The 15,018-nt window shown below is 60.7% G+C and carries 14 protein-coding genes and 1 tRNA gene; 9 read left to right on the top strand and 6 right to left on the bottom strand.

Annotated features, from left to right (window positions below; all coding sequences use genetic code 11):
- The first annotated feature begins 149 nt into the window (after positions 1–149).
- The 6 genes from ACXAEK_RS15650 (at position 150) to ACXAEK_RS15675 (ending at position 5,792) form a co-directional block, all read left to right on the top strand.
- Complete coding sequence (locus ACXAEK_RS15650) at positions 150–1,343, top strand: ABC transporter substrate-binding protein (protein WP_475043285.1); 1,194 nt, start codon at positions 150–152, stop codon at positions 1,341–1,343.
- A gap of 98 nt (positions 1,344–1,441) precedes the next feature.
- Complete coding sequence (locus ACXAEK_RS15655; RefSeq protein WP_475043287.1) at positions 1,442–2,224, top strand: ABC transporter ATP-binding protein; 783 nt, start codon at positions 1,442–1,444, stop codon at positions 2,222–2,224.
- 91 nt (positions 2,225–2,315) lie between these two features.
- On the top strand, positions 2,316–3,029 hold the full coding sequence (locus ACXAEK_RS15660; RefSeq protein ID WP_475043289.1) for an ABC transporter ATP-binding protein: 714 nt from the start codon (positions 2,316–2,318) through the stop codon (positions 3,027–3,029).
- 2 nt (positions 3,030–3,031) lie between these two features.
- Positions 3,032–3,463 carry a hypothetical protein gene (locus tag ACXAEK_RS15665; RefSeq protein WP_475043292.1) on the top strand — a complete coding sequence of 144 codons (432 nt, stop codon included), beginning with the start codon at positions 3,032–3,034 and terminating at the stop codon, positions 3,461–3,463.
- Entirely contained in the window at positions 3,463–4,473 is a 1,011-nt protein-coding gene (locus tag ACXAEK_RS15670; RefSeq protein ID WP_475043294.1) for a branched-chain amino acid ABC transporter permease, read from the top strand. The genes ACXAEK_RS15665 and ACXAEK_RS15670 overlap by 1 nt, the downstream gene beginning before the upstream one ends.
- Entirely contained in the window at positions 4,470–5,792 is a 1,323-nt protein-coding gene (locus tag ACXAEK_RS15675; RefSeq protein WP_475043296.1) for a branched-chain amino acid ABC transporter permease, read from the top strand. Before ACXAEK_RS15670 ends, ACXAEK_RS15675 begins: the two co-directional genes overlap by 4 nt.
- A gap of 102 nt (positions 5,793–5,894) precedes the next feature.
- On the opposite strand, the gene ACXAEK_RS15680 is transcribed toward ACXAEK_RS15675, so the two are convergent.
- Positions 5,895–7,439, bottom strand: a complete 1,545-nt coding sequence (locus ACXAEK_RS15680; protein WP_475043297.1) for a helicase HerA-like domain-containing protein — start codon at positions 7,437–7,439, stop codon at positions 5,895–5,897.
- Positions 7,440–7,932: 493 nt separating this feature from the next.
- Here ACXAEK_RS15680 and ACXAEK_RS15685 point away from each other — a divergent pair, with 493 nt between their 5' ends.
- Positions 7,933–8,562: an invasion associated locus B family protein gene (locus ACXAEK_RS15685; RefSeq protein WP_475043298.1), complete on the top strand. Its 630-nt coding sequence runs from the start codon at positions 7,933–7,935 to the stop codon at positions 8,560–8,562.
- Between the two features lie 67 nt (positions 8,563–8,629).
- Here the strand turns inward: ACXAEK_RS15685 and ACXAEK_RS15690 are convergent, their stop codons facing one another.
- Genes ACXAEK_RS15690 through ACXAEK_RS15705 form a run of 4 tightly spaced genes read right to left on the bottom strand, consistent with a single transcriptional unit; the run spans position 8,630 to position 12,893 of the window.
- Positions 8,630–9,838, bottom strand: coding sequence for a beta-ketoacyl-[acyl-carrier-protein] synthase family protein (locus ACXAEK_RS15690; protein WP_475043299.1), 1,209 nt, complete (start codon positions 9,836–9,838; stop codon positions 8,630–8,632).
- Positions 9,839–9,844: 6 nt separating this feature from the next.
- A complete protein-coding gene (locus ACXAEK_RS15695; RefSeq protein ID WP_475043301.1) occupies positions 9,845–10,102 on the bottom strand; it encodes an acyl carrier protein in 258 nt (85 codons plus the stop codon).
- A gap of 49 nt (positions 10,103–10,151) precedes the next feature.
- Positions 10,152–11,225: a UDP-3-O-(3-hydroxymyristoyl)glucosamine N-acyltransferase gene (gene lpxD, locus ACXAEK_RS15700; RefSeq protein WP_475043302.1), complete on the bottom strand. Its 1,074-nt coding sequence runs from the start codon at positions 11,223–11,225 to the stop codon at positions 10,152–10,154.
- Between the two features lie 39 nt (positions 11,226–11,264).
- On the bottom strand, positions 11,265–12,893 hold the full coding sequence (locus ACXAEK_RS15705; RefSeq protein ID WP_475043303.1) for a L,D-transpeptidase family protein: 1,629 nt from the start codon (positions 12,891–12,893) through the stop codon (positions 11,265–11,267).
- Positions 12,894–13,240: 347 nt separating this feature from the next.
- Between ACXAEK_RS15705 and mepK the strand changes: the two genes are divergently transcribed.
- Both mepK and ACXAEK_RS15715 read left to right on the top strand, forming a co-directional pair.
- A complete protein-coding gene (gene mepK / locus ACXAEK_RS15710) occupies positions 13,241–13,810 on the top strand; it encodes a peptidoglycan L,D-endopeptidase MepK (RefSeq protein ID WP_475045287.1) in 570 nt (189 codons plus the stop codon).
- Positions 13,811–13,977: 167 nt separating this feature from the next.
- A tRNA-Arg gene (locus tag ACXAEK_RS15715) sits at positions 13,978–14,054 on the top strand.
- Between the two features lie 13 nt (positions 14,055–14,067).
- On the opposite strand, the gene ACXAEK_RS15720 is transcribed toward ACXAEK_RS15715, so the two are convergent.
- A complete protein-coding gene (locus ACXAEK_RS15720) occupies positions 14,068–14,961 on the bottom strand; it encodes a LysR family transcriptional regulator (RefSeq protein ID WP_475043305.1) in 894 nt (297 codons plus the stop codon).
- Positions 14,962–15,018: the final 57 nt, after the last annotated feature.

The following is a 15,018-nucleotide window of genomic DNA, read 5'->3' on the forward strand; positions in this document are numbered from 1 at the left end:
CCCGCGCTGCATCCGGGGATCTTATGGAGGTGCAGCTTAAACCAAGCGGCCCAAGGACAAATGTTCCGGTTCGATAAGACTTTTCTTTTTCTACCGGCTTGCCTAGGGTCCGATGTGAACATTTTTGTTCCAACAATGGGAGTTTTCAAATGAAGAAACTGCTGATGGCCACTGCGGCCGCTGCGCTGACGGCTGGCACCGCATTTGCCGGCGGCCACGCCAAGGAAGTGAAACTGGGCGTGCTGTTCGGCTTCACCGGCCCGATTGAATTGCTGGCCCCGGCCATGGGCGACGGCGCCGAGCTGGCCATGGAAGAAGTCACCAAGTCTGGCAAGCTGCTGGACAGCGCCACCGTGACCCCGGTCCGTGCCGACACCGGCTGCATCGACAACGGCCTGGCTGTGGCCAACGGCGAGAAACTGGTCGCTGAAGGCGTGAACGGCATCATCGGCGGCGACTGCTCCGGCGTGACCGGCGCCATCCTGCAGAACGTGGCGATCCCGAACGGCATGGTAATGATTTCGCCGTCCGCAACTTCGCCCGGCCTCAGCACCATGGAAGACAACGGGCTGTTCTTCCGCACCTCGCCGTCGGATGCACGCGAAGGCCAGGTGATGGCCGAGATCCTGAAAGAGCGCGGCATCAACTCGATCGCGCTGACCTATACCAACAACGACTACGGCAAGGGCCTGGCGGACGCGATCCAGTCCTCCTTTGAAGGTGTTGGCGGCGAAGTCACCATCGTGACCGCGCATGAAGACGGCAAGGGCGACTATTCCGCAGAAGTCGGCGCGCTGGCATCGGCCGGCGGCGACATCCTGGTGGTTGCAGGCTACCTGGACCAGGGCGGCCTGGGCATCATCCAGGGCGCGCTGGACTCCGGTGCGTTTGACACCTTTGGCCTGCCCGGCGGCATGATCGGCGACACCCTGCCGGCCAACGTCGGCCCGGACCTGGACGGCTCCTTCGGCCAGATCGCGGGTTCCGACAGCAAGGGCGCGGAAATCTTTGCCGAAATGGCAAAAGAGCGCGGCTTTGACGGCACCTCGGCCTATGCGTCTGAATCCTATGACGCGGCGGCGCTGTTCCTGCTGGCAATGCAGGCTGCCAACTCCACCAACCCGGCGGATTATGTCGGCAAGATCCTGGACGTGGCCAACGCCCCGGGCGAGCCGATCAACCCGGGCGAGCTGGGCAAGGCGCTGGAAATCCTCGCCGCTGGCGGCGACGTTGACTATCAGGGCGCGACCGGCGTTGAGCTGATCGGCCCGGGTGAGAGCGCTGGCTCCTACCGCGAGATCGAAGTGAAGGGCGGCAAGAACGAAACCCTGCGCTTCCGCTGATAACCATCAGAAATCTAACCGAAAAAGAGCAGCCCGGGTTCCGCCCGGGCTGTTCCAAGTTAAAAACGCCGCAAAATCGCGGCAGGGGATGAAATGACATGATCGTCGTCGAGGACTTGCATAAGCACTTCGGCGGGTTCCACGCGGTGGACGGCGCTTCGCTGGAAATCGCAAAGGGGTCCATAACCGGTTTGATCGGCCCGAACGGTGCCGGCAAAACCACTTTGTTCAATGTAATCGCGGGTGTTCTGCCGCCGACCTCCGGCCGTGTCACCATGGATGGTGAGGATATCACCGGCCTGCCCCCGCATGAGCTGTTCCATAAAGGTCTGCTGCGCACCTTCCAGATCGCGCATGAGTTCTCCTCTATGACGTGCCGGGAGAACCTGATGATGGTGCCGGGCGCGCAATCAGGCGAGACCCTGTGGAACACCTGGTTCGGCCGCAAGCGGATTGCTGATGAGGAACGCGCGCTGCGGGCCAAGGCCGATGAGGTGCTGGAGTTCCTGACCATCAGCCACATCGCGGACCTGAAGGCAGGCCAGGTGTCGGGCGGTCAGAAGAAGCTGCTGGAGCTGGGCCGGACCATGATGGTGGATGCCAAGATCGTCTTCCTGGATGAGGTGGGCGCCGGTGTGAACCGAACCCTGCTCTATACCATTGCCGATGCCATCAAGCGCCTGAATGAAGAGCGCGGCTATACTTTTGTCGTGATCGAGCACGACATGGAATTCATCGGCCGCCTTTGCGATCCGGTGATCTGTATGGCCGAGGGCAAGAAGCTGGCCGAGGGCACGCTGGACGAGATCAAGGCGAACGAGCATGTGATCGAAGCCTATCTGGGCACTGGTCTCAAGAACAAAGACAAGCTGGAAGCATGATGGGCAGAGTTGTTGGTTTTTGGGGCTCTGCCCCCGCCGCTGCGCGGCTCCCCCGGGATATTTTCAGCCAGAAGAACAAGGGAGGCCTTTGATGTCTGAACCCTTTTTGATTGGCGACACCATGACAGGCGGATACGGCAAGGGGCCGGACATCCTGCATGACTGCACCATCGCCGTGAACCCCGGCGAAATCGCCGTGATCGTGGGCCCGAACGGGGCCGGTAAATCCACCGCGATGAAGGCGGTGTTCGGGATGCTGAACGTGCGTTCCGGCGCGGTGCGGCTGGGTGGCGAGGATATCACCGCGCTGTCACCGCAGGACCGGGTGGTCAAGGGCATGGGCTTTGTGCCGCAGACCAGCAATATCTTCACCTCGATGACAGTTGAGGAAAACCTGGAGATGGGCGCCTTTATCCGCACCGATGACATCCGGGACACGATGGAGCAGGTCTATGACCTGTTTCCGATCCTGCGCGATAAACGCAACCAGCCCGCGGGCGAGCTGTCCGGCGGCCAGCGCCAGCAGGTGGCGGTGGGCCGCGCACTGATGACCAAGCCGAAGGTGCTGATGCTGGACGAGCCGACGGCTGGCGTCTCTCCCATCGTGATGGATGAGCTGTTTGATCGCATCATCGAGGTCGCCCGCACCGGGCTGCCGATCCTGATGGTGGAGCAGAACGCCAAACAAGCGCTTGAGATCGCGGACAAAGGCTATGTTCTGGTGCAGGGGCGTAATGCCTATACCGGCACCGGCAAGGAACTGCTGGCCGATCCCGAAGTGCGCAAGTCGTTCTTGGGGGGGTGAGGATGCGGGCTGAACTGTTTTATGCCTCGCGGCTTGCGCAAGCTAGGCGCGGTCTCGCTGCGACAATGTTCGCCACGGTGGCGCTGATGACAGCAAGCTCCCAGAGTTTAGCGCTCACGCTGAGTTGCAAGTTTCAAAACTGCTACTCAATTGGAGGCTGCAAAGCCAAGGAGGATGAGGTCACTGTCGAAGTGGATGTCAAGGGTGAAACGGCAATAGTCCATTCACCTGGACCGCGCCCCTTCAAGGCAACAATGCATAGCGACGAAACCACTCAAATTACCAACTTCGTTACAAGAAACGAAGGGGGTGCTGTACACATGCTAACCGTGTTTTCGAACGGCAACGCCGCATTCTCGTCACACACATCTTTAGAGGCCGATCCCAAGCCCATTTGGATTTCGGGAACTGGCTTCTGTGAGGAGCAAGATTGATGGATCTTCTCAACGCCCTTGTGGCGCTTACCAATTTTGTTGTTGTCCCCGGGCTGGCCTATGGCAGCCAACTGGCGCTCGGCGCGCTGGGGGTGACGCTGATCTACGGGATTCTGCGGTTCTCGAACTTTGCTCATGGCGACACCATGGCCTTTGGCGCGATGGTGACGATCCTGGTCACATGGCTGTTCCAGTCCATGGGAATCAGCTTTGGCGTGCTGCCGACGGCGCTGCTCGCCCTGCCCTTTGGCATTGCAGGCACAATTGCGCTGGCCCTGTTTACCGACCGGACTGTCTACAGCTTTTACCGCGCGCAGAAGGCAAAACCGGTGATCTTCGTGATGGTCTCGCTGGGTGTGATGTTCATGATGAACGGCCTTGTCCGTTTCATCATCGGCCCCGGCGACCAGCGCTTTGCTGATGGTGAACGCTTCATCATCAAGGCGCGCACCTTCAAGCAGATGACCGGCCTGAACGAAGGCCTGGCCATCAAGACCACCCAGGGCATCACCGTGATCACCGCGATCATCGTGGTGGCAGTGCTGTTCTGGTTCCTGAACAAGACCCGCACCGGCAAATCCATGCGGGCCTATTCGGACAATGAGGATCTGGCACTGCTGTCGGGCATCAACCCGGAGCGCGTGGTGATGTACACCTGGATGATCGTGGCGGCGCTGGCGACCATTGCCGGGGTTCTCTATGGCCTCGACAAATCCTTCAAACCCTTCACCTATTTCCAGCTGCTGCTGCCGATCTTTGCCTCTGCCATCGTGGGCGGCCTTGGAAATCCGATTGGCGCGATTGCCGGCGGGTTCATCATCGCCTTCTCCGAGGTGACGATCACCTATGCCTGGAAAAAGGTGCTGAATTACTCGCTGCCGGATGCCCTGGCGCCTGACGGGCTGGTTCAGCTCCTCAGCACTGACTACAAGTTCGCGGTTTCCTTTGCGATCCTGATTGTTGTCCTCCTGTTCAAGCCCACCGGCCTCTTCAAAGGGAAAGCGGTATGAGTGAGACCATGAAACATACCCTTCTTTTCGTCTTTGTCGGCGTGATGATCCTCGCAGAGGGCATGACCGACTTCCTGTTCTTCTCAGGCTCCTGGAATTCGGCGCTGGTGATCCTGAACATGGGGCTGATTTCAGCCATCATGGCCATCGGAGTGAACATCCAGTGGGGCTTTGCCGGGCTGTTCAACGTCGGCATCATGGGCTTTACCGCGCTTGGCGGGCTGGCCGTGGTGCTGACCTCGACCCCGGTGATCCCGGCGGCCTGGTCGTCGGGCGGTGTCAGCATCGTAATGGCCTTGGTCATGGGGGCACTGACGATCGTGGCCGCAGTGATGATCACCAAGAACATGCCCGCGGGCAAATTCAGAACGCTGGTGCTGCTGGCTGTCCTGGTTGCCGGCTTTTTCGTCTACCGCGCGATCTTTGATCCGGCAGTTGGCAGGGTTGAAGCGATCAACCCGGCGCTGCAGGGCAATATCGGCGGCTTGGGCCTGCCGGTGCTGCTGGCCTGGCCTGCGGGCGGGCTGCTGGCCGCGGGTGCGGCCTGGCTGATCGGCAAGACTGCACTGGGGCTGCGCTCTGACTACCTGGCGATTGCCACGCTGGGGATTGCAGAGATCATCCTGGCGGTCTTGAAGAACGAGGACTGGCTGTCGCGCGGTGTGAAAAACGTCGTCGGCCTGCCCCGTCCGCTGCCCTATGAGGTCGATCTGCAAAACGATCCCGCCTTTGTGGAAAGCGCTGCGGGCTTTGGCCTGGATCCGGTTCTGGCCTCCACTATCTATGTCAAGGCGGGCTATGCGCTGTTGTTTACTGCGGTTCTGCTGGCCTTCCTGTGGATGGCGCAGATGGCCCTCAAAAGCCCCTGGGGCCGGATGATGCGTGCGATCCGCGACAACGAGACCGCGGCAGAGGCGATGGGCAAGGATGTGACCCGCCGCCACCTGCAAATCTTTGTGCTGGGCTCTGCCATCTGCGGCATTGCCGGTGCGATGATGACCACGCTCGACAGCCAGCTGACGCCGGGCACCTACAACCCGCTGCGCTTTACCTTCCTCATTTGGGTGATGGTGATTGTTGGCGGTTCCGGCAACAACTTTGGCGCTGTGCTGGGCGGCATGCTGATCTGGTTCTTCTGGATCAAGGTGGAGCCGATGGGCATTCTGCTGATGGAGGCAGTCACCTCCGGCATGGCAGAAGGCAGCGCTCTGAAGGCGCATCTCTTGGAAAGCGCCTCGCATATGCGGCTGTTCACCATGGGGCTGATATTGCTTCTGGTGCTCAGGTTCAGCCCGCGCGGCCTGATCCCTGAAAAGTAACCTAAGACGCCGCCCCTGACCGGGCGGCGTTTTTGCTTCTTTCTGGTGGAAAATACTCCCGCCGGAGGCACGGGGCTGGCTGCTGCCAGCCCCGTTTTGGATTTAGCGCCCCTTGAACAGGCTGCCGAGGATACCGCGCACGATGCGGCGGCCGGTGGTGCCTTTCAGCTCCTTGATCACCGCTTCGGACATGGCAGAGGCGAACGTGTCCTTTTTGCGGTAGGTCCTGGAGGACGACCGGCTGACCCGCGAGCCGGAGAAACGCCGCGCCGCATTGAATTCCCGCGCCATCGGCTGCGGTGCGTCCTCTGCCGCAGCCTCGGATGCCTCCGCCTGCTGCGCTGCAGTCTGCGTGCGTTGCGCCAGAATCTCATAGGCTGAGCGCCTGTCCACGGGTGTGTCGTATTTTCCCGCCATGTCAGAAGATTTCAGAATGGCCGCGCGGTCCTGCGCGGTGAGCGGCCCAAGCTGGGAACTGGGCGGACGGATCAATGTCCGCTCCACAATGCCCGGCACCCCCTTCTTCTGCAAAATCGAGGTCACGGCTTCGCCAACCCCAACCTCGCGGATGGCATCCCCAGTCGAGAACCGCGGGTTTTCGCGGTAGGTCTCGGCGGCCAGTTTCAGGTTTTTGCGGTCCTTGGCGGTAAAGGCCCGCAGCGCGTGCTGAATGCGGTTGCCCAGCTGGCCAAGGATATCCTCAGGCACATCAGCAGGGTTCTGGGTAATAAAATAGATACCCAACCCCTTGGAGCGGATCAGACGGGCGACTTGCTCCACTTTGCCGATCAGGGCTTTGGGTGCGTCCTCAAATAAAAGATGGGCTTCGTCGAAGAAGAAGACCAATCTAGGTTTGTCTGGATCGCCGACTTCCGGAAGTTCCTCGAACAGCTCGCTGAGGAGCCACAAAAGGAAGGTGGAGTAAAGCCCCGGCGCGGCCATTAGTTTGTCCGCTGCCAGGATATTGACCATCCCCCTGCCTTGGGCGTCGCAGCGCATCAGGTCGCTCAGCGCCAGCGCCGGTTCGCCGAACAGGCCGGCACCGCCCTGGTTTTCCAGCACCAGCAAACGGCGCTGAATGGCTCCGATGGACGCAGGCGACACATTGCCATACCGCAAGGACAGCTGACTGCGGTTCTCGCCGATCCAAACCAGCAGCGCCTGCAGGTCCTTGAGGTCCAACAGCGGCAGGCCTTCCTCATCCGCGAGCCGGAACGCGATATTCAGAATGCCTTCCTGCGCTTCACTCAGCTCCAGCAGCCGCGACAGCAAGAGCGGGCCCATTTCGGCCACCGTGGTTCGCACAGGATGCCCCTGCTGTCCGTAAAGGTCCCAGAATGTGACCGGACAGGAATGATAGCGGTAGTCCGTGAATCCGATTTTCCGCGCCCGTGCCGTGAAGGCCTCATGCAGCTTGTGGCTTTCGCTGCCAGGTTTTGCCAGGCCGGAAAGGTCCCCTTTGACGTCGGCCAAAATCACCGGGACGCCCGCGTTGGAAAACCCTTCCGCCAGGATCTGCAGCGTGACCGTCTTGCCTGTGCCCGTGGCCCCGGCAATCAGCCCGTGCCGGTTTGCATATTTCAAATCCAGTGCTTGCGGCGCGCCGTAGCCTTCGCCGCCGCCGCCCAAAAAAATGCTGTCTGCCATATCCGCCCCTGCCTTTATTTCCTGTGGATAACAATACAACGTTAACTTTTGCGTGCGATAGTCAAACTTGCCCGCCCCTGCAAATGCGGTTGCCGTGGCGGACATTTCCTCCCTGTCAGACTGGCCGTGCCTTGTGCACGGCCTTCTTTTTGCCGCAGCCGCCCGAAGAACGGGCGTTCTGCCCCGGCCCCTGCCCTGAACCACGCCAATTTTCCTTAAAATCCCGCCTCATTGCATTTTTTTGAACTTGCATGTTGACCGATGGCCAACCCTTTCGTAACGTCCTACGCAATAACTAAGTCGGCCAGTCCGACGGGGAGACGCAAACACGAAAAAGGGAACCATCGGGTTCCCTTTTTTGGTTTTATTCCAGCAACTTCAGGGATTGAACCCTTTTGCGCGGAATTCCCCGCCAATCATTTGTTATTGACCTGACAGTGACCCAGCGCCGTGGTACACGCCATAACAGCGTCTTTAGATAAATGAGGCATTCATGTTGAAGTCCCTGACCCCGATCACGCTTGCCGCTGTGCTGGCCATGACCGCGCCCCTGGCTGCGCAGGAAACCGCAGCAGAAGAGGCCGCCGGGGAAGAAACCTCAGAGCAGGCAGGCTCCACCGCGGATCAGCTGCTGGACCTTGGCGAACCGGTTGCTGACGGCCCGCAGCTGGGCGAGCGGTATTCCAAGGAAACCCATGGCGACTGGGATCTGGCCTGCATCCGCACCGAAGGCGGCACCGACCCCTGTTCGCTGCTGCAGGTCTTGTCCGGCCCGCAGGGCAATCCGATCGCCGAAGTCTCGCTGTTCCGCATTGACCAGCAGGGCGGCCAGGCTGTTGCCGGCGCCACTGTGATTGTGCCGCTGGAAACGCTGCTGCCTGCAGCGCTGACCATCTCCATTGATGGCGCGCCGGCCAAACGGTACAACTATTCCTTCTGCAACCAGCTGGGCTGCGTGGCGCAGATCGGCCTGACCCAAGGCGACATTGATGCCTTCAAAAAGGGCAACGAAGCGGTTCTGTCGCTGCGCCCGGCTCCGGCTCCGGATCAGGTTGTGCAGATGAAACTGTCTCTCAGCGGTTTCACCGCAGGCTATGACGTGGTGGACGTCGTCAAACAGTAACCGCAGGCTGAAGTCTGTAGATAAAACGCCGCGGCCGTTTAGCGCCGCGGCGTTTTTCTTTCCAGTGTCAGACTTTGCGCAGCGCAAGCACGGCGTTCAGCCCGCCGAAGGCGAAGGCGTTGGACAGCGCGACATCAACCCGGGCTTCCCGGGCTTCGTTCGGCACCACGTCCAGCGCGCATTCCGGGTCCGGTTCCTGATAGCCGATTGTCGGGGCGATCACGCCGTCGCGCAGCGCCATGATGCAGGCCAGCAGCTCCACCGCCCCGGTGCCGCCGATCAGATGGCCGTGCATCGATTTGGTGGAGGAGATCATCAGGCTGTCGGCATGCGGCCCGAAGACATCCGCCACCGCGGCGCATTCGGTTTTGTCATTTGCGGCCGTACCGGTGCCATGGGCATTGATATAGCCTACTTCAGAGCCGTCTATGCGCGCATCCCGCAGCGCACCGGAGATGGCCCGCGCCGCGCCTTGCTTGCTGGGCATCACGATATCTGCCGCATCGGAGGACATGGCAAATCCGATCACTTCACAGAGGATCTCTGCGCCGCGGGCCCTGGCGTGCTCGTATTCCTCGAATACGAAAACGCCGGCCCCTTCGCCCTGCACCATCCCGTTGCGATTGGCGCTGAAGGGGCGGCAGGCATCCTTGGACATGACCCTCAGGCCTTCCCAGGCCTTCACGCCGCCAAAGCACAGCATGGACTCTGAGCCGCCGGTGATCATCACCGGGCTCATGCCGGAACGCACCATCTGGAACGCCTGTGCCATGGCGTGGTTCGAAGAGGCGCAGGCCGTCGAGACGGTAAAGCTTGGCCCCTTGAGGTTGAACTGCATAGAGACATGGCCGGCAGCTGCATTGTTCATCAGCTTGGGAACCACAAAGGGGTGCACCCGGTTTTTACCGTCCTCATAGACGCTGCGGTAGTTCTCATCCAGCGTCTGCATACCGCCGCCGGAGTTGCCCAGCACAACGCCGGCCTTGGCCGACAGCTCACCATGGAATTCCAGTCCGGACTGATCTATCGCCTCCTTGGCGGCGGTCAGGGTGAACTGGGTGAAGCGGTCGTAGAGGCTCATTTGCTGGCGGTTGAACCGGCCTTCGGCCTCGAAGCCGCGGACCTGGCCGCCAATGCGGATCGCCAGCCGTTCCACATCGCGGAACTCCAGCTCCACGATCCCGCAACGCCCTTCGCGCATGGCCTCCAGCGTCGCAGGCACCGAATGGCCCAGAGCGTTGATGGTTCCCGCCCCGGTGATCACGACTCGTTTCATTGCAGATTACGCTTTTTCCGAAACCAGCTTGCTGATGCCGTCCACGATTGCAGCAACATTGGCGATGCTGAAATCGCTCTTTTCCGGTTCGTTGGCATTGAAAGGGACCGAGATGTCGAACTCTTCCTCAATGGCAAAGATGCTCTCGACCAGCCCCAGGCTGTCGATCCCAAGGTCTTCCAGCGTGCTGTCGAGGGTCACATCCGACGGTTCCAGAACCGCCTGTTCGGCAATGATTGCGATGACCTTGTCCTGAATGCTCATGTAGCGATCCCCGATCGTTTAGGCTGAGGCAGATGTAGTAACTCGTCGGTTACTTGAAAACAGCCTTTTTTAACAATTCGATGTCACGCATCAACCGCGGCAGGCGGCGCTGCGCCTTATACATCTCGGTGTGGGTTTCCATCTTGACGCCCGGGTATCCCATGATGACGCGGCCTGCAGGCACGTTGGACAAAATCTTGGTGCCGCCGCCAGCAATCACCCCGTCACCGATAAAGATGTTGTCCACCACGCCGCACTGGCCGCCCAGAACCACATTGTTTCCGATATCCACAGAACCGGAGACGCCGGTCTGACCGCACAGCAGGCAATCGTTTCCGACGCGGGTGTTGTGGCCGACATGAACCAGGTTGTCGAGCTTGGTCCCGTTGCCGATCACCGTATTGCGGATTGTGCCGTTATCAATGGTGCAATTGGAGCCGATCTCAACATCATCGCTGATGGTAACGGCGCCCAAGGAGTGGATCCGGACCCAGGATTGCGCCTGCGCGCCGCCCTGATCCCCCATGGTTTTGCGGGCGTTTTCGGCACCGGAAACTTCTGGGGTCACATAGGAAAATCCATCGCCGCCGACACGTGCGCCGGGCTGTGCCCGGAACCGGTTTCCGATAACGGCCCTGGCACCGATTGAAACCATTTCCCGCAGTAATGCGCCTTCACCGATTTCAGCATCCGCGCCGATATAGCAATGCGGGCCGATCACCGAGCCCGCACCGATTTTTGCGCCTGCCGCAATTACCGTCAGCGGCCCCACTGAGACGCCTTCGCCCAGAACAGCCGCCGGATCGACAACAGCGGAAGGGTGAATGCCCTGGGAATACCCTTGCCCCTTGTCCAGCATCGCGGTTACGCCGGACATGGTCATGCGCGGGCGCGGCGCAAAAATGGCTGCTTTCAATCCAAAGGACTGCCAGTCCGCCCCTTCCCACAGGATGGCGGCCTGCGCCAGGCCGGACTGCAACCCGTCAGCGTACTTGGGCGCCATAGCCATAGCGATCTGGCTGGCGTCAGCATCCTGCGGCTCGGCCGCGCCCGCGATCTGCAGGTCCAGGTCGCCCTGGGCTTCTGCACCCAGGGACTCGGCGATCTGGCGGATTGTGAACATGGCAGGCCCTTTCAGAATTATCCTGTATGGGCCTGATATTTACCCCTGAACGCTGGGCAGCACCACCCCTGCCCGTTCCAGCGCAGCCCAGACCTTGGCGTCGCGGCCATAGACATCGCGGCGGAACTCCGCGCGGCCTTTGCCCGAGACAACCGCGGTCCGGTAGATGATATGCACCGGCACCTTCTGCTCCAGCTCAACCTTGGTCTCCTTGCCGGAGTTCAAGATTCGGTGGAAGAAATCCTTGGGGTTCTCGGTCTGTTTGGCCAGCAGCGCATAGGCAAACTCAAACGGTTGCGCCAGGCGGATGCAGCCATGCGAGAAAGCGCGCACCTCGCGGGCAAACAGGCTCTTTTGAGGGGTGTCGTGCAGGTAGATGTTGTATTTGTTCGGGAACATGAACTTGACCAGTCCCAGCGCGTTGCGGCTGCTGGGGGGCTGGCGCATGGAATAGGGGAAGTTGCGCGCAGTATATTGCGAAAAGTCGGCAGAACTGCGGTTTACCACCCGGCCGCGCCGGTCGGTGATCTGGATATGGCCGACCGCATTCGGGTTATTGCGCAGCTTGGGCAGGTATTCCTTGGTGATGATCGAGCGCGGCACGTACCAGCTCGGGTTGATCACCATATGCTCCATCTCGTCAGAAAATTCCGGGCTGCGGCGGTCGTGGGTGTTCTTGCCGATCACCGAGCGGGTCTCAAACGTCACATCGCCGTTGTCGACGATTTTGGCGGTGAAATCGGTCTGGTTGACCAGAACATGGCGTTCGCCCCGGTCCGGGGTCAGCCAGCGCTCCCGCTCCATCGCGATGATGATGGATTTGAGCCGCTCGCTCACTGGCTTGTTGATTTCTGCAATCGTGCCGGCACCGGCAACGCCATCAGTTTCCAGCCCATGGTCCGATTGGAAATTCTGAACCGCCGTTTCCATGGCAGCGTCATAGCTGCCAGAGGCGCTGCGCTGGAGATAACCCATCGCCATCAGACGGTTCCGCAGCGCAACCACCGCTGCCCCCTGGTCACCCGGTTCCAGCTTTTTGGCCGTTACAACCGGGCCCCAGCCGCCGCCGGCCAGGATTTTCTCAAGCCGCAGCTTTTCCCGCATCAGGCCGCGGTACTGGGCCGAGGCCGGCACGAGGCTGCGCATATATGCATGGGGCTGCGCGTCCCGGATCCCAGCCAGGAAAGCGGAGCCATCGACGGTGTGTTTCTTGCGCACCATGCCATCGTCGATCCGCGACGGCACCAGCAAACCGGTCTGCAAGTCGGTGGCGTAATCAACCATCGCCTGGCTGAGCGCGGCCTCGACCGTGCCAACGTCGCGGGTAGTGCGTGCATTGCGCATCTGCTGCATAAGCGCGCCGACCTGGGCAGAGCGGTCCGGCAGGCCGTGGGCCTGAGTCTCGCTCAGCGCCGCGAGCAGCGCGCTGCGGCGTTGCCGTGCCGCCTCATCACTGCCGGTCCAGATCGCCTCATAGCCGGTTTCCCGGTAAAACCGGGCCACCGCATCGCTGGTGGAGGCTGCCTCAGCCACGGCCTGGCGGAAAGCTGCCGATACTTCGGCCTGGGCGGAACCGGCACCTGCCCCGGCGGTCAGGCTGCTCAATGCCAAGGCAAACAGGCCTGCTTTTAGTCCTGGCAAAAAAGGAGCTGCAGAAGCGCGCGTCATAATATCCGGTCCTCGAGACGATTTTTTCAATTTTGGCAGTGCCTACCTGAAATTCTGGTAAATGCCAGCCTTCGTTGTCCATTCACAATCGCGAAAAGTTAACTTTGATGCACTGTTGCCGCGTCTATGAAACCCGGTTGCAACAGTCGCGGGGAAAAGCACCGTCCGCCTCCCCTTTTGCGCAAGAAATTGCCGAAAAACGCCCCTAACGTTACAGAGCGGCAAAGAAATGTTGGAACCTGATTCAGGCTATGCCATACAAGCCGCACGTCAACTAGGACAGTTGGCGAGCCCGTAACATCGGGCGCTCAGGCAGGACTAAAAGCGTACGGGACGGCGCAGTGACAATGGCAAAAACCGCGGGCACGGGGATCTCCCGGCGTTCTATTTTGGGTGTATTTGCTGCAACCGCAGTGGCAGCGGCCCCGACTTTCTCCAATGCAGCAGGTTTCTTGCGCGGGGGCGGTGATATCCGCCGGATCCGCATGTATTCCGGCCGCACCGGCGAGCGTCTGGATATGGTGTATTGGATCGACGGCGACTACATCAAGGACGCGGTCAAGGAAATCAACCACTTCATGCGGGACTGGCGGACCGATCAGGTCAAGGACATGGACCTGCGCACCATCGACATCATGGCTGCCTCGCACAATCTGCTGGACGTGAACGAACCCTATATGCTGCTGTCCGGCTACCGCAGCCCCAAAACCAACGCCATGCTGCGCAGCCGCTCGCGCGGGGTTGCCAAGAACTCGCTCCACATGCGCGGCCAGGCGGCGGATCTGCGTCTTGCGTCACGCTCAGTCTCGCAGATGGCCAAGGCAGCCGAAGCCTGCCGTGCTGGCGGTGTCGGCAAATATCACCGGTCGAATTTCGTCCATATGGACTGCGGTGTTGTCCGCACCTGGCGAGGATAAACCTGCCAGCCATTGCAAGAATGCAAGCCTGCACGTCCCGGTGCAGGCTTTTTTGTTCTGAGACAGCTTCTGCCCGTTCAATCGCGCATGCGGGCATGAAATTGGAAACAGCCGGTTTTTTCCCGTTGCAGCGGTGGCAAACCACGGTTATACCCCGCTGTAACAACGCACCTGTAGCTCAGCTGGATAGAGCGCTGCCCTCCGAAGGCAGAGGCCAGAGGTTCGAATCCTCTCAGGTGCGCCAATTCTCTTATGTTTCAGCCCCTTACTGCATCAGGCAGCTGCTGTCTGATGACGTCCGCAAGGGCGTTCAGCAGGGCCATCTGGCGCGGCGTTTTGCCCAGGCTTGGCGGCCAGGTCAGCCAGTAGCCGTCAATGTTCACAAGCTCAGCAGCCGGCAGGCAGATCAATTGCCTGGATTGCAGCAGATTGGCGGCCAGGGCCTGAGATCCTAGAACGGCGCCCATTCCCAGCCGGGCCGCCCGCAGGGCATGGGCCATGGAATCCACCGAAACCGGCCCGGTCTCTGGCGGAGCCTCTCCCGTGACCCGCGCCCATTCGGCCCAGCCCGGGCGTTCGCCACGCAGTTCGATAGCTGGCAGGTTGCGCCAGTCAGCAGCAGTTTCGGGGGCGGCCATGGGCTGAAGCACCTCATTGGCCAGAAGAATGCCCTCCCGTCCTTGCCAGCCGCCGCGCCCGTAGCGGATGTGCAATGCTCCGTCCGCAGCCTCAAAATCCAGCCGCTTTGGCACGGTTTCCGTGACCAGCCTCAACTCGGGGTGAGCCTCGGAAAATGCTGCAAGCTGCGGCAGCAGCAGCATTTCCAGGTGCGAAGGCTGGGCCGCAATCCGCAGTTCCCGGACGCTGTGGCCGAACAGGTTCTCAGTGCCCTGCTCCAATGCCCGCAAGGAATCGTGAACCAGCGGCAGATAGCTTTCCCCCTCCACTGTCAGCGACACGCCACGCGCAGACCGGATGAACAATTGCCGGCCAAGCCAGGATTCAAGATTGCGAATCCGCTGGCTGACCGCGGCCTGTGTGGCGCCGAATTCCTCTGCGGCCGCGGTAAAGCTGCCATGCCGACCCGCGGCTTCGAAGACCTTGAGCCAATCGAGCGGCGGCAGGCCTTTCCGCGTGATTTTCCTGGACATTAGAAAACCTAACTCTCTTACCCCGATTTCCGTCGTTCTCTTGATGGCTCAGCCGCG

The organism is Leisingera sp. ABM4_101, from assembly GCF_056158725.1.

What these genes read in the sequence shown, in the direction of transcription:
- ACXAEK_RS15660 (WP_475043289.1), top strand. Translation starts at nt 2,316, where the DNA reads ATGTCTGAACCCTTTTTGATTGGCGACACCATGACAGGCGGATACGGC.
- ACXAEK_RS15655 (WP_475043287.1), top strand. Translation starts at nt 1,442, where the DNA reads ATGATCGTCGTCGAGGACTTGCATAAGCACTTCGGCGGGTTCCACGCG.
- ACXAEK_RS15695 (WP_475043301.1), bottom strand. Translation starts at nt 10,102, where the DNA reads ATGAGCATTCAGGACAAGGTCATCGCAATCATTGCCGAACAGGCGGTT.
- ACXAEK_RS15705 (WP_475043303.1), bottom strand. Translation starts at nt 12,893, where the DNA reads ATGACGCGCGCTTCTGCAGCTCCTTTTTTGCCAGGACTAAAAGCAGGC.
- mepK (WP_475045287.1), top strand. Translation starts at nt 13,241, where the DNA reads ATGGCAAAAACCGCGGGCACGGGGATCTCCCGGCGTTCTATTTTGGGT.
- ACXAEK_RS15665 (WP_475043292.1), top strand. Translation starts at nt 3,032, where the DNA reads ATGCGGGCTGAACTGTTTTATGCCTCGCGGCTTGCGCAAGCTAGGCGC.
- ACXAEK_RS15680 (WP_475043297.1), bottom strand. Translation starts at nt 7,439, where the DNA reads ATGGCAGACAGCATTTTTTTGGGCGGCGGCGGCGAAGGCTACGGCGCG.
- ACXAEK_RS15685 (WP_475043298.1), top strand. Translation starts at nt 7,933, where the DNA reads ATGTTGAAGTCCCTGACCCCGATCACGCTTGCCGCTGTGCTGGCCATG.
- ACXAEK_RS15675 (WP_475043296.1), top strand. Translation starts at nt 4,470, where the DNA reads ATGAGTGAGACCATGAAACATACCCTTCTTTTCGTCTTTGTCGGCGTG.
- ACXAEK_RS15720 (WP_475043305.1), bottom strand. Translation starts at nt 14,961, where the DNA reads ATGTCCAGGAAAATCACGCGGAAAGGCCTGCCGCCGCTCGATTGGCTC.
- ACXAEK_RS15650 (WP_475043285.1), top strand. Translation starts at nt 150, where the DNA reads ATGAAGAAACTGCTGATGGCCACTGCGGCCGCTGCGCTGACGGCTGGC.
- lpxD (WP_475043302.1), bottom strand. Translation starts at nt 11,225, where the DNA reads ATGTTCACAATCCGCCAGATCGCCGAGTCCCTGGGTGCAGAAGCCCAG.
- ACXAEK_RS15670 (WP_475043294.1), top strand. Translation starts at nt 3,463, where the DNA reads ATGGATCTTCTCAACGCCCTTGTGGCGCTTACCAATTTTGTTGTTGTC.
- ACXAEK_RS15690 (WP_475043299.1), bottom strand. Translation starts at nt 9,838, where the DNA reads ATGAAACGAGTCGTGATCACCGGGGCGGGAACCATCAACGCTCTGGGC.